Raw genomic sequence first — 13279 nt, 5'->3', positions numbered from 1 at the left:
GAAGGAAGACTTCTGTATTTTAAAAATGAGAGGAGAACAACTATGAGCCAATTAATCGATCGTTTTGGTCGTAAACATGACTACTTACGGATCTCCGTGACAGATCGTTGTAATCTTCGTTGTGTCTATTGCATGCCTCCTGAAGGGGTAAAATTCATGCCTCATAGTGAATTATTAACCTATGAAGATATAGAAAAAGTAGTGAAAGTTGCAGCGAAATTAGGTATACGAAAACTTCGTATTACAGGTGGGGAACCATTAGTCCGAAAAGACCTAGAAGTGTTAATCGCAAAATTAAGTCGAATTGAAGGAATTAAAGATATTGCTTTAACGACCAATGCTATATTTTTGGCTCAAAAAGCTCAGGCGTTAAAAGATGCAGGACTTACTCGTGTCAATATTAGCTTAGATTCGTTACGACCTGATCGATTTAAAGAAATTACTCGAGGAGGACAATTGGAAAAAGTTTTAGATGGAATCGACGCAGCTTTTCGTGTTGGTTTTCAACCAATTAAGATTAATACGGTTCTCATGAGAGGTTTTAACGATGACGAAATCGGTGATTTTCTTAGAATGACCATCGATCAACCGGTTCAGGTTCGTTTTATTGAATATATGCCGATTGGTCATGCCGATGATAATTGGAAAAATGGTTATTTATCATTGAACTTTGTTCAAGAAAAGGCAAAGGAACTTGGATTTGAATTGGAAGAATCAGAAGGAGTATTTGGCAATGGTCCTTCAGAAAACTTCCGGATTAAAGGAGCAAAAGGTTCAATCGGATTTATCCATCCAGTGAGTGACCATTTCTGTTCAAATTGTAACCGTCTACGTTTAACTTCTGATGGAAATATTAAACCGTGTCTATATTGGGAAGATGAACTCAATGTAAAACCTTATTTAAACGATGAGGAAGGGTTAAAACAAATTTTTTATCGTGCATTAGCGATTAAACCAGAAAATCATGAAATGGCAAAAGTTTTACATGATGAAAAACAGACAAATACGCCAACGATGAGACGAATGTCACAAATAGGAGGTTAAGATGAGCGAACTCACCCATTTTAATAACCAAGGTCGAGCCAGAATGGTCGATGTCAGTGAAAAAGAAGTAACGAAACGTACAGCTGTCGCCAGAGGTTCAATACGAATGAGACCAGATACGTTAACTTTGATTCGAGAAGGGAAAATTGGTAAAGGTGATGTTCTTGCAGTTGCCCAAGTAGCGGGAATTATGGCTGCAAAGAAAACCTCTGAAATAATCCCAATGTGCCATCCAATTCCATTAACTGGGGTAGATATTTCCTTTGAGGAAAAAGGGGAAGATACCATTCAAGTTGAAGCAACAGCAAAAACAACAAATGTAACAGGTGTAGAGATGGAAGCCTTAACTGCGGTTAGTGTAGCGATGTTAACCATTTATGATATGTGTAAAGCTGCGGATAAAGGAATGGTCTTAGAAGATACCTATCTCGTATCGAAGTCGGGCGGAAAAAGCGGAGATTATCGAAGGGAACTGGAGGATTAGTATGACAATCAAGGTTGGAATTCTCACTCTTAGTGACAAAGGAGCAAGAGGAGAACGGGAAGATATTAGTGGTAAAGTCATCCATGAAATGGTTGCAACAATCAATGGCGAAGTAAAGCAATACGATATTATCCCTGATGAACGGGAATTAATTGAAGAGTATCTCATTCGTTATGCAGATGAATATCAATTAGATCTTGTCGTAACAACAGGTGGTACAGGGTTAGCAAAGCGAGATGTTACACCTGAAGCCACACTTGCCGTTATCGATAAAGAGATTCCAGGTATGGCAGAAGAAATGAGAAGAGTATCAAGACAAAAAACCCCTCATGCAATTCTTTCCCGTGCCGTTGTCGGAGCAAGAGGAAATTGTATCATTGTGAATTTACCTGGTAGCCCCAAAGGAGTTCGTGAGAACCTTGAGGCGATTATTCAAGTCATTCCTCATGCCCTTGATATTTTACAAGGGAAAATGGGGGAACATCCAAAGAATTTTAAGTAACTATACATAAAGATAGTTCAAGGCATCCTGGTTTTAGGATGCTTTTTAACGTAAAACATCAAGTCCAAAAAATAGGTTTTTATATTCCAACGCTACTTATGGAATATACATTTCAGGTTTTATCAGGGAGCTATTAACGAATTGCAATTACAAAACCGTATAATTTGACGAAAGCGCGAAAAAGGATTAGAATATCCTCAAAATTATGGTGCTCCATTCTTTTTTGATTTGGGGGAAAGAGGGTTTGTTAGGGAGTCGCATTGTTTGTGAAGGAAAATTAGTAAAAACGGAAGGAATCGTGAAATATACAGAGGGGAATTTTATCGTTGTTGAACTCCCTTCAGAAACTTTCCAAGTTAGGCAGTCATTACGCTGCCAGATCTTTGAATTTAACAGTACTCAAACCTTTCAGACAACAGTGGTCGGGAAGAAAAACCATCATATCATCTTAATCGCTCCGCCCGAAATACGTGAACGTTGGATTCCTAGAGAAAGTCCACGATTTCCAATCGATATTAAGGGAAAGATTTCAGCGGTTTCTTTTTCTGGAAAAAAACCATTGGTCGAACTAATGAAGCCTTACACGGTTCACATTTATGACATTAGTGAAGGTGGAATCGGATTTTCTAGTGTCAATTATCTTCGCGAAGGGGCAATCGCTCAAATTTATTTTCAATTATTGAATCAAAAAGTATATTTGGAAATTGAGATTGTTCAAAACAAGTACTCTGACTCAAACCGAAATTACTACTATGGTGGCAAATTTATTGACCAGAGTTCTCCTAGCTATCAGGTCATTCGTACCTATACATTTCAAGCACAATTGCAACGGATCATGAACCGAGAAAATGAAGGAGGTTAAGGGGAGTCGTGGAACCAACGATTTGATTATGGCAAACATTACCGATGAAATGATCGAGAAGGTAGAAACACTCCCGAACCAAATTGTGATGGAAAATATGATAAAAGGCTATAGGATAGTTCCTACAGCCTTTTCCTACAAATACTAAGAATGATTGATGATAGAAAAGACTTCATGAACTCTTTCTTTTGCTGCGGATATAATAGCATCGGGAATTTCTGAATTTCTCATTTTTGGGGATTTCATTGTGATCCGAAACTCTTGGCATTTATAAAAAGGCTCTTGTTTTTGCTTGCGAATCTCTTGTATCGGTATTTGTACTTCATATTTCGTTTGTGTACATACATCCTCTATTTTGAACTGATAATAAGGTGAATCCTTTTTTCCTTTCCGGCGAAAGCCTTGAGATTCAAAAACCTCCTCAACGACAGAAGAAGGTTTAATGATCTTAGGAAGTGATTTCACAGCTATTTGCACACCATATCCCCCTTGCAATACAAATTTTATTTCTATATGACATCTATGTGGGATAACTTGGCAACATTCACGGTTTTTTATGAAATTATCTTCAGAAGGAGTGGGAATCAAGTGGAAAATTTAAGAGTAGACTTGCATTCACATAGCACAGCCTCTGATGGACTTAATCCTCCTAGAGAGAACGTAAAAATGGCGAAAGAAGCTGGTTTAGCAGCTTTAGGCATTACTGATCATGATTCGGTTACGGGAATTGATGAAGCGTTGGAAATGGCAAATGAAATCCGCATTGAGGTGATACCTGGTATAGAAATTAGTACGGTTGAACAAGGTCAAGATGTTCATGTATTAGGATATTTTATTCAATATAAGGATCAAACGTTTTTGCGTCGATTGGAAGAGTTACAAAAAGCAAGAGATCGCAGGAATGAAATGATGATTGAAAAACTGAATGAACTTGGTATTGAAATTCAAATGAAGGAGGTACTCGCCAAAATTCGACGCGAAGGAGCCAATGTGGGTCGTCCACATATTGCCGAAGTATTAATCGAGAAAGGTATCGTCAATACGATGGAAGAGGCTTTTGACCTTTACCTTGGGAAAAATGGCAAAGCATATGTCAATCCTATTCGCATTTCTCCTGAAGAAGGAGTCGATATGATCAAAGCAGCAGGTGGGGTTCCGATTTTAGCGCATCCAGGTTTATACGATAATGATGAAATGGTAATTCGTTTAATCAAGTATGGGATCAAAGGAATTGAAGTCTATCATCCAGACCACGATGAAGAGGAAGAACGCAAATATCAACAACTCGCTGATCAATATGGAATCTTGGCTACGGCAGGGTCAGATTTTCATGGTTCACGGAATGGCGAGATGTTCCATGCCCCCATTGGGACAAAGACCATATCCTATGAAATTGTCGAAAAGATGAAATCCATGCTTTAGCTTTTGATAGAGGACAAAAAAAGGCCGTAGCGAACTACATGAGAAGTAGCTCACTATTTGGCCTCTATTTTTTTTATCATCGTTACATGTTCAATACCAGCTTCATCAAAGGGTTCACTAATGGTTTGATAACCGAATTTTGCATAGAACCCTTCAGCATGACGTTGAGCGTTTAGACGCAAAGTCGTAAATCCATTTTTCCTTGCTTCTTCTTCCATCACTTTTATTAATGCTCTACCAACGCCTTGTCCTCGATATTCCTTCAAAACGGCAAACCGCTCAAATTTGACAGTCTTCTCGTTAAGATATTTTCTAAACCGAGCAGTTGAAATGGGTTTATTACCATCATAAACAACGAAATGGGTTGCGACTTCTTCATATTCATCCATTTCAATCACTTTTGGTACATTTTGTTCTTCGATAAAAACTTTTTCTCTGATGGAGAAAGCATCATTTAATTCTTTTTTATTTGTTACCACTTTTATTTCCATTAAGACCTCCAAACAATGATTACTTATTCTCTTTTAATAAAAAGGTCTGATAAACAGTCCAAGATTCATTTTCAAGTTGGTAGCAAAGATGAATCCGATCCACAGGAACTTCCATATTATATTCTTTCATTTTTAATCGCCCAAGTATATCATATAATTCCTGTTCGGATAGGTCTTGTGCAATCGTAAGATGAGGAGTGAATTTGAATATTTGTTCATGATCGAGTACATGATGGATTAATTTTTCATGTAAATTATAGATTGTATCGTTTTTCTCAAAGCCAAAATAGACCACTGGAGAGAGGGGTAAAAACGTTCCTACTTTGTTTAATTTTAAAGTAAAAGGAGGAATAGTTTGTGCCACCTTTTCAATGCGTTCTGTTAAATCTGAAATATTTTCCCATTCAAATGCATCAACGAGTGTAATATGAGGAGGAATCAGTGAATAATGGGAATCATAACGCTTTCTTAGAGCATTTGCCCTATCTTGCACTTCTCTTGGTGGATAAATTACAATACCATATTTCATAAACATAACCTCCCTTTTAAATGATAAGAAAGTAAACCTTTCTTTCAATGATATAAGAATATATTATCAAAAAAATACGAATTACGAAATATTCGGGTGAATATAAATCTTTATTTTTGTATAAGCTAATACTAAGCAATCTTATTGTCTTAGGGGGAAAAAGATTTGACCATCTTTTTATTTTTTATTTTGCCGGTGCTGATTCTTATAGGACTGAGTTACGGAATGGCTTACTTGATTCAACGGATTGATCAAAGTTTAGAACACGATCAAATGCAAGATGTAACAGAAGTGGAGAAAAACAATCTTTCGATCTAAATCGTTGATAGAATCAGAAAATCCCCTATATTTTGTTTTTCCAAAACATGCTAAAATAAATAAAAGGGGGGTGTCTTTTTTTGAAAAGAAAAGTACCAAGTAAAGAAGTAAAAGCGGCAGCATTACAAAGATTACATGAACGTGGAGTAACAGTTGAAGATATTGCTGAAATCGTCTATGAAATGCAGGTACCATATAATAAGAATCTTACTTTAGAACTATGTGTTGAAAGCGTTCATAAAGTTTTGGAAAAAAGAGAAGTTCAACATGCTTTATTGGTTGGAATTGAGTTAGATCTATTAGCTGAAAAGAATAGATTGCAAGAACCTCTACAATCTTTGATTGAATCGGACGAAGGTTTATTTGGCATCGATGAAACGTTAGCTTTAGGATCCGTCTTTGGATATGGTAGTATTGCAGTCACTACCTTTGGTCATTTAGATAAGCAAAAAATGGGAATTATTAAAAAGCTAGATACAAAAACAGGAAACGGTGTTCATACTTTTTTGGATGATCTAGTTGCTGGAATTGCAGCATCAGCGTCTGGCCGTTTAGCTCATCGTTTAAGAGATGTTGAAGAAACAGAATTAGACAAGCAGATCGATGAATTGGAAGAAGATCAAGAAATCGTAGGATAATGAAAATCGCTTGGCATAAAAGAATTGCCAAGTTTTCTTTTTAATGAAGGAGGGGATCATGGAATTGCGCTTGTTTATCACCATTAATTTAGAACAGCAAATTAAGGATCAAGTAAGGATGGTTTTGCCTTCGTTAAAGTGTAGGTTTAAGGGACGATTTGTTCCAAGCGAACATTGGCATATTACGACTTTATTTTTAGGAGAGGTAGAAGAAGATCAAATTCCGTTGATTGAGCAGTCGATGAAAGAAGCTGTCAAAGTAATAAGACCATTTCAATTATGGATTGAAGGTATTGGAGCCTTTCCATCCCTGAAAAAACCAAATATACTGTGGGCAGGCGTCGGAGGAGACCTAAAACCGTTGAATCAATTATATCATCAATTAATAAAAACGATTGAACCTCTTAAGATCGATTTCGATGCGAAACCTGTCTATACTCCACATTTAACTCTTGCTCGAAAAGTAATTCCACAAACCTGTCAGGAAACAGGTGAATTAAACTTAAAGACGAAGCCTTGGACCGTAAACGCACTTGAGCTTTATCAATCAATATTTATTCATCAAGGAGTAAAGTACCATCGCATTTTAAAAACAAATTTCTAAAATAAGAATAAATAGTAGCCACTCCTGTAAAAACTGATAGCAAAGGAGTGATAATAATGCACTATTACATGATTCAACCAGTTTATGATCAACCAGATGGTCGAACTGTCGATCTATCTCTTGGGGATCATGCCATCTCCAATATCATTGAATCAGCATATTGGACTGTTCAGGATGAGACTAACGTCTATGATAAAAGCTTTACTCATGAGCACAAAGATTTTTTTATTTTTGATACCATGAAAGCATTCAATAAAGCTGCAGATATCCTTGCATTACATATGATTAATTTTAATACGAATATTGTGCAAAAAACGACACCTGAAGAAGCTGATTTTCAATCAGATAACAATTATTATAAGGTTGTTGTTCCGGGTAAACCTGATGTAAAGGGTGCAAATCACTACTATCCACGAACCTATTACGATGAATGAGCACATACTCACATTCCACATATATTATTTTCTCTTTTTTTAAGGGATACATTCATATATAAAAGCTGTGGAACATCTATTTCCACAGCTTTTATGATGTTGGTTAAGGTTATAAGTTTGTTAACTTTTGAGAAATTTCATTGCTAAATTGTTGAAGGGCATTTGCTTTTTGTTGTATCGTTTGCTGAATTTGTGTTTTGTTCATGTTTGAATTGCTCAACTGGTTATATTCAGTATTCATTTTGCCAATCTCAATCTGAAATTGATTCGTCAACTGTTGTAGTTCTTGAAGTTTTTGCTGTAATGTTTGTTGTTGGAAAAGTTGCTGAATTTGTTGTGTTTGTGTGGCCATATTTTGCATCACTTGGGATGGTGGTTGAAAATATTGAACGGGTTGCGGTTTAACAGCGGTTTGTAAGTTATTTTCTTGCTGTTGTGAATCTGTTTGTGATGCATTAATCTGTTGAGTAAGTTGTTGTTTAATTAAATTTGATTTTGTAGATTGGTGAGCAATTTGTTTATCCTTCATTTTTTTAGACAAGAATAGCACCCCTTAACCAAGTTTGTGTCAGTAAACTGACATTATTAGTATGATAAAACGAAAAGGAATTCATTATTGACAAATGTTTCTTCTGTTTGTACAATTACTTTTGTCAATTATGAAGCATTTTTGAAATCAGATTCAAATATCATAAAAAATCCTTGCATAAAAGTTAAAAATAATATATAATGATCTTTGCCGTTGTTTTATAAAACGTCGCGGGGTGGAGCAGTTGGTAGCTCGTCGGGCTCATAACCCGAAGGTCGCAGGTTCAAGTCCTGCCTCCGCAACCAAGATAGCTTCGCATGGAGCTGTGGTGTAGAGGCCTAACATGCCTGCCTGTCACGCAGGAGACCGCGGGTTCGAATCCCGTCAGCTCCGCCATATCTTCGTTGTTCTTTTCCAAGATTGTCTTATGAGGGCCTATAGCTCAGTTGGTAGAGCGGTCGGCTCATAACCGATTGGTCACAGGTTCGAGTCCTGTTGGGCCCACCATTTTAATTAATAATCTGCCGGGGTGGCGGAATTGGCAGACGCACAGGACTTAAAATCCTGCGGTAGGTGACTACCGTACCGGTTCAAGTCCGGTCCTCGGCACCATGTTTAATATAAATGTGTGACTCCGTAGCTCAGCCGGGAGAGCACCATCTTGACAGGGTGGGGGTCGCTGGTTCGAACCCAGTCGGGGTCACCATACATAAAGCCAATAATGGCGCGGTTTCTAAGTTAAGAGAAACCGCGCCTTTTTGTTCTGTAAAGGAGCTTAAGGAATTAGAAAAGACCACAAAAGACTTTACAGCACCAGAAGGGGCCTTTATACTCAAAGCTGCACCCTTTTGAAGCAGAAGGACCTCTTCATCAATATCTATCTTGAAAACAGCGTTTTGTTTAATATGTTTCAAGAAAAAAATTAAAGGCAGGTATCGTTCTACCTGCCTCAATTATTATTACATTGATTGACTAAGCGATTCAAGTTGTTTTTCGATTTGAATGGATGGTTTTGAGGTTAATAAACTTACAATCGTGATAGCGAGTAAGCTTATCGCAAAACCTGGAACCATTTCATAAAGCTGATTCACAACAGGAAGTTTTGGCCAAATAACCACTGTTAGTGCACCAAAAAACAACCCCGCTAAAGCACCCCATTTGGTCATCCGTTTCCAGTAAAGGCTAAGAAGGATTACTGGACCAAATGAGGCTCCAAAACCCGCCCATGCATATCCAACAAGATTGAGAATTGTATCATTCTTCGTCCAAGCTAAAGCTAAGGCAATAATGGCGACAAGGAAAACGAAAAAGCGACCCAAGAAAACAAGCTCTTTATCCGAAGCGTTGCGTCTAAAGAATGTTTTGTACAAGTCTTCAGTTAATGAGCTTGATGTTACAAGTAACTGGGAAGAGATTGTACTCATAATCGCTGCGAGAATAGCAGAGATTAAGAAACCGGTTAGAATTGGGTGAAATAAGAGTTGCCCTAATTTAATAAATACTGTTTCAGGATCGTCTAATTTAATTCCTTGATTCTTAAAATAAGCTATACCAATAAGACCTGTAAACATTGCTCCAACTGTAGAGAAAATCATCCAACTCATACCAATTCGACGAGCTTTTTTGATTTCCTTAACAGAAGTAATGGCCATAAAACGAACAACAATATGCGGTTGGCCAAAATACCCAAGACCCCAAGCGAAAAGTGAAACGATTCCTACAAAACTTGTTCCTTTAAAGATATCTAATAAGGAAGGATCAATCGATTTGATAATACTAAAGGTATCGTTAATACTTCCTGTATGATAGATCGTTACAACAGGAACCATAATTAAGGCAGTAATCATAATGAGTCCTTGAACGAAATCTGTCCAACTAACCGCAAGGAATCCACCAAACAATGTGTAAGCCATAACGACTCCAGTAATAATCCATAAACCAGTGTGATAATCAATACCTAAAATACTCTGAAATAAAACTCCACCTGAAACCATTCCGGCAGAAACATAAAATGTAAAGAATAACATAATAACAAGTCCTGATACTAAACGTAACATCTTCGCGTGATCTTCGAAGCGTTTTTCTAAATAACCTGGAATGGTAATCGAGTTATTTAGTTCGGTAAAAGCTCTTAATCTTGGGGCAACATATAACCAGTTTGCCCATGCACCTAATGTTAAACCGATCACAATCCAAGATGAACTAATTCCTTTCGCAAACATAGCTCCAGGTAATCCCATCATAAGCCAACCGCTCATGTCTGATGCCCCTGCACTAAGTGCAGTAACAGCTGGTCCTAATGCTCGTCCACCAAGCATGTAGTCAGATAAATCTGATGTTCGTTTGTAGGCATAATACCCAATATAAAGCATGAGTACCATATACACCACTACCGAAAAAATGATCATAAAAAGCCCCCTTTTTTTTAAAAAAATTATGATTGTAGAATAATTATATCAAAATTTTCTAAAAAATTGTACTTTATTATAATAAAATAGATAATTCTGTTTAATTATTATATAATGAAAATTACAATATTCGATATAAGAAGGAACATTCATTTCATTTGCTTCTTTTTATTTGATTTTTTCTAGAAATCATATGTCGCTGTGGCTGAATGGTAAGCTCTGTCAGCACCGTACCTTCTCGTTGAGAAAGGATAGTTTCAACAGCATTTGCCACACATTCAGGTGTAATATAGCTCTCAGGTACGTCACCTTCTTGAAAATCAAGGTGGTCATAAAAAGGTGTCTGTGTAATATCTGGATGGATGGTGACAATTTTCACCCCTGATTTACGAACCTCATCAAAGAGGCTGATCCCAAAATGGGAAAGTCCTGCCTTTGTTGCTGAGTATGCACAGCCAAAGGAGCTTGACTTTTTCGCAGTGATTGAAGAAATGTTAATGATATATCCTTTTGATTTGCGAAGTTCTCGCAATAATAAATTACTGAGAATCAGTGGTGCTTGGAGATTTGTAGCGATCATGGTTTCAATTTGTTTTGGACTTAAGGTTTCATGAGGACCAAAATAGCCCACTCCTGCATTATTGACTAAGATAAAAATGTCTTTCTCTTGTTCTTTTATTTTTTTTGTTACTTCAATGAGTTGTTTCGTATCTGTGACATCACAAACGATTTTTTGAAAGTGTTCGTGTTGATCGTCCGTTTTTGAAAAATCTCTTGCTAATCCATACACCACAAAACCTAATCGATTCAATTTTTTCGCGATTGCTAAACCAATCCCTGAGGATGCTCCTGTTACGATAGCTGTTTTCATTGCAATTCTCCTTTTTTAAGGTTTTAAATCACTTTTTCTTTGCAATGTACCTCTCTTCTCCCGATATCCTTCACGTATAGATTTTTTCTTTCGGTATATATTTTTCGATCATCTGAGTAACTTCTTGAACCAGTTGATCACGGATTGCTTTCGGATAGGTATAAACCCCATCCATATGCTCATAAGGGTAGTAAATCAGATCAGAGTCATTTCGATATTTACGAATATTCTTCAGATAATCCTTAGGCATTCGAAAAACCCCAACACTAGCGTCTAGTATTTTCTCAGCAGGTATTGTCGTAAACGTTTGCTCCACACACTCCTGATAGTGCTCTTGCCAATCATCAATGTGTAAAAGAGGATCAAAACTTAGTCTTACCTTCCATCCATCATGGATCGCTTGTCTGATATTCGCAAGCCTTGCTTCTAAAGAAGAGGCGCCTCGTTCATAATGTTTCACGATAAAATCGGGTGATATCGTCCATCCCAAGATCACATTGTTCAAGGGTTCTAAATGACGAATTGCTCGATAGTTGGCACTTTTCGTTCGAATCTCAATCGTTAAATTGGCATGTTTTTTGGCATAGTGAATCCATTCCGCTGTAAATGGAGCGACGTTCTCAAATGCGAGTAGATCGGTATCATAAGAGATAGGAAGATAGACAGAATGTTTCTCTAACATCTGATCTAATTTAGCAAAATAATCTTCTAGATTCACAAACATCACGACATTAGCAGAAGAAAACATTCCTTGTAAATAGCAATAATCACAATGATAAATACAATTTAAGATGTTCGTCGAGTAGTAAAAATGTGGGTTCCCGAAATCATGACAAACTTCTGCACCAGGATAAAAATAATGATCTTTTTTTTCCGCTAAAATAAGCTTTTGTGAATTTTTTTGAACGAAAAAGTTTTGTTTTGGACGATGGAAAACTTCTTGATACTGATCGATTTCAATTACTCTAGCATTGGGAAAACGCTTAAGAATTTTTTGCGCCATCGGATGATTTTTCATGTTTTTCTCAACATAGATATGAGAAAACCTAGGTGTATAAAAGTTGTTTGCGGATTTGTTCAAAATAGGTCTTCCCTTCAGACTTAGTTTTTACCTCAACATCAAGATACGATTGCAAGGTATCTAAAGGTTCTTTGGTACGAATTTTATATTGTTTTGTAAGATGAATCAATTGATGATACATGGTAATGGTTAGACGAAGGTGATCTCGAAGTTGCTGTAAAAGTTGCAGATCCTCTTCTGTTAGTACCTCTGGATCGGTAAAAGAAACCTCTTGCAAATTCTTCATAAATGCAGCAATCGACTCAAGTTGATTCTTTATCAATTGCGAAATATCATAAGATGTAACAACAGTAGGCTTTAATTGGTCAGAAACAATTTTTAGCACATGAATTTGATGAGGGGGTAAGAAAGTAGCAGCAGCTTCAAAAAATCCAGCCCCTTCCATATCGACAAGATCCCCTATCACTTCCTTGTTCATTGATAGATCAACGATTGTAGAGAACGTCTCTAACACCCCTTCAGAAAAAGAATGTTCTACCAGGATGTCTGGATAGTAGTTACGTCTTGTATCATGATGAATGATTTTGTGACAGTAGATGAGATCGCCTGTTTCGAACTTTAGCCTCGCTGCTCCAGCTATCCCAATATTCAAAATGGTATCAGTGGCCTTTGCTTCATATTTTGTTAATAGATAAGTTGTAGCAATCGCAGAAGAGATGATACCCACACCACTTATTGCGAGAACAATCCCGTTATTTTCATAGAGTTGGATCCTAGAGATTTGCGAAACTTTTTTCAGTTGAAAATACTCGATCAATGGTTTGGCTTCAGGATACAATGCACTCACGATGAAGATCATACAGATCACCTGTCTATAAAAAAAGTGTTGATAGATCTATTATACAATGTACCAATCGCCAAACCCATTCATTGTTATGGAAAAATACTGAAGAAGTAGAGAACTAGTATTTTAATGAGTTTTTTTATGGGGATGTTTTTTTGGATTTATTTGGTATACTGTATCTGATAAAATTTTTAAAAATTGAGAAATCGTTGAACAGTACTTGTTGGTTGGATCCGCTTTTTGTGGCTTTGTGAGCAGAAAAGATGATTTAGGTGGTA

Annotated in this window: 17 protein-coding genes and 5 tRNA genes; 14 read left to right on the top strand and 8 right to left on the bottom strand. The window is 36.9% G+C overall.

From position 1 onward, the window contains the following. Window positions 1-42: 42 nt before the first annotated feature. From moaA to EDD72_RS00965, 4 genes are all read left to right on the top strand, one after another. On the top strand, window positions 43-1044 hold the full coding sequence (gene moaA / locus EDD72_RS00980) for a GTP 3',8-cyclase MoaA (RefSeq protein ID WP_132766756.1): 1002 nt from the start codon (window positions 43-45) through the stop codon (window positions 1042-1044). Between the two features lies 1 nt (window position 1045). After that, a complete protein-coding gene (gene moaC, locus EDD72_RS00975) occupies window positions 1046-1528 on the top strand; it encodes a cyclic pyranopterin monophosphate synthase MoaC (RefSeq protein WP_132766755.1) in 483 nt (160 codons plus the stop codon). Between the two features lies 1 nt (window position 1529). Beyond that, window positions 1530-2030 carry a molybdopterin adenylyltransferase gene (mog, locus tag EDD72_RS00970; protein WP_132766754.1) on the top strand — a complete coding sequence of 167 codons (501 nt, stop codon included), beginning with the start codon at window positions 1530-1532 and terminating at the stop codon, window positions 2028-2030. Between the two features lie 244 nt (window positions 2031-2274). Beyond that, window positions 2275-2892 carry a PilZ domain-containing protein gene (locus EDD72_RS00965; protein WP_165894884.1) on the top strand — a complete coding sequence of 206 codons (618 nt, stop codon included), beginning with the start codon at window positions 2275-2277 and terminating at the stop codon, window positions 2890-2892. 144 nt (window positions 2893-3036) lie between these two features. Here EDD72_RS00965 and EDD72_RS00960 read toward each other — a convergent pair whose 3' ends face one another. Continuing rightward, entirely contained in the window at window positions 3037-3369 is a 333-nt protein-coding gene (locus EDD72_RS00960) for a hypothetical protein (protein ID WP_132766752.1), read from the bottom strand. Window positions 3370-3480: 111 nt separating this feature from the next. On the opposite strand from EDD72_RS00960, the gene EDD72_RS00955 reads away from it, so the two are divergent. Beyond that, window positions 3481-4314 carry a PHP domain-containing protein gene (locus EDD72_RS00955; RefSeq protein ID WP_243643739.1) on the top strand — a complete coding sequence of 278 codons (834 nt, stop codon included), beginning with the start codon at window positions 3481-3483 and terminating at the stop codon, window positions 4312-4314. Between the two features lie 53 nt (window positions 4315-4367). Here the strand turns inward: EDD72_RS00955 and EDD72_RS00950 are convergent, their stop codons facing one another. Together EDD72_RS00950 and EDD72_RS00945 are read right to left on the bottom strand one after the other, a co-directional pair. Beyond that, window positions 4368-4805 (bottom strand): GNAT family N-acetyltransferase, encoded by a 438-nt coding sequence (locus tag EDD72_RS00950; RefSeq protein WP_132766751.1) that lies wholly within the window; start codon window positions 4803-4805, stop codon window positions 4368-4370. 19 nt (window positions 4806-4824) lie between these two features. After that, window positions 4825-5334, bottom strand: coding sequence for a 2'-5' RNA ligase family protein (locus tag EDD72_RS00945; protein ID WP_132766750.1), 510 nt, complete (start codon window positions 5332-5334; stop codon window positions 4825-4827). Window positions 5335-5499: 165 nt separating this feature from the next. Between EDD72_RS00945 and EDD72_RS12420 the strand changes: the two genes are divergently transcribed. The 4 genes from EDD72_RS12420 to EDD72_RS00930 all read left to right on the top strand — a co-directional run bounded on the left by EDD72_RS12420 (window position 5500) and on the right by EDD72_RS00930 (window position 7328). After that, window positions 5500-5652, top strand: a complete 153-nt coding sequence (locus tag EDD72_RS12420; protein ID WP_165894880.1) for a hypothetical protein — start codon at window positions 5500-5502, stop codon at window positions 5650-5652. Window positions 5653-5732: 80 nt separating this feature from the next. After that, entirely contained in the window at window positions 5733-6290 is a 558-nt protein-coding gene (locus EDD72_RS00940; RefSeq protein WP_132766749.1) for a phosphatidylglycerophosphatase A family protein, read from the top strand. A gap of 58 nt (window positions 6291-6348) precedes the next feature. After that, on the top strand, window positions 6349-6894 hold the full coding sequence (thpR, locus tag EDD72_RS00935) for an RNA 2',3'-cyclic phosphodiesterase (protein WP_165894878.1): 546 nt from the start codon (window positions 6349-6351) through the stop codon (window positions 6892-6894). 56 nt (window positions 6895-6950) lie between these two features. Further along, the gene (locus tag EDD72_RS00930; protein ID WP_132766747.1) at window positions 6951-7328 is read left to right on the top strand and encodes a hypothetical protein; all 378 of its coding nucleotides are present in this window, start codon (window positions 6951-6953) and stop codon (window positions 7326-7328) included. Window positions 7329-7437: 109 nt separating this feature from the next. On the opposite strand, the gene EDD72_RS00925 is transcribed toward EDD72_RS00930, so the two are convergent. After that, window positions 7438-7869 (bottom strand): hypothetical protein, encoded by a 432-nt coding sequence (locus EDD72_RS00925; RefSeq protein ID WP_132766746.1) that lies wholly within the window; start codon window positions 7867-7869, stop codon window positions 7438-7440. 217 nt (window positions 7870-8086) lie between these two features. On the opposite strand from EDD72_RS00925, the gene EDD72_RS00920 reads away from it, so the two are divergent. The 5 genes from EDD72_RS00920 (at window position 8087) to EDD72_RS00900 (ending at window position 8563) form a co-directional block, all read left to right on the top strand. After that, window positions 8087-8162: transfer RNA gene (locus tag EDD72_RS00920), tRNA-Met, on the top strand. 14 nt (window positions 8163-8176) lie between these two features. Then, a tRNA-Asp gene (locus tag EDD72_RS00915) sits at window positions 8177-8253 on the top strand. A 35-nt stretch (window positions 8254-8288) separates the two neighbouring features. Further along, window positions 8289-8364 (top strand) — tRNA-Ile (locus EDD72_RS00910). Window positions 8365-8380: 16 nt separating this feature from the next. Further along, a tRNA-Leu gene (locus EDD72_RS00905) sits at window positions 8381-8469 on the top strand. A gap of 18 nt (window positions 8470-8487) precedes the next feature. Then, window positions 8488-8563 (top strand) — tRNA-Val (locus EDD72_RS00900). Window positions 8564-8816: 253 nt separating this feature from the next. Here the strand turns inward: EDD72_RS00900 and putP are convergent. From putP to EDD72_RS00880, 4 genes are all read right to left on the bottom strand, one after another. Next, window positions 8817-10265, bottom strand: coding sequence for a sodium/proline symporter PutP (putP, locus tag EDD72_RS00895; RefSeq protein ID WP_132766745.1), 1449 nt, complete (start codon window positions 10263-10265; stop codon window positions 8817-8819). 154 nt (window positions 10266-10419) lie between these two features. Continuing rightward, a complete protein-coding gene (locus EDD72_RS00890; RefSeq protein WP_132766744.1) occupies window positions 10420-11136 on the bottom strand; it encodes an SDR family NAD(P)-dependent oxidoreductase in 717 nt (238 codons plus the stop codon). A gap of 70 nt (window positions 11137-11206) precedes the next feature. After that, on the bottom strand, window positions 11207-12217 hold the full coding sequence (locus tag EDD72_RS00885; protein WP_132766743.1) for a spore photoproduct lyase family protein: 1011 nt from the start codon (window positions 12215-12217) through the stop codon (window positions 11207-11209). Continuing rightward, on the bottom strand, window positions 12183-13016 hold the full coding sequence (locus tag EDD72_RS00880; protein WP_132766742.1) for a 5'-methylthioadenosine/S-adenosylhomocysteine nucleosidase family protein: 834 nt from the start codon (window positions 13014-13016) through the stop codon (window positions 12183-12185). The genes EDD72_RS00885 and EDD72_RS00880 overlap by 35 nt, the downstream gene beginning before the upstream one ends. Between the last annotated feature and the right edge of the window lie 263 nt (window positions 13017-13279).

It is taken from the genome of Tepidibacillus fermentans (genome assembly GCF_004342885.1).
GTDB classification, from domain to species: domain Bacteria; phylum Bacillota; class Bacilli; order Tepidibacillales; family Tepidibacillaceae; genus Tepidibacillus; species Tepidibacillus fermentans.
This window is presented reverse-complemented; position numbering and strand designations above follow the sequence as displayed.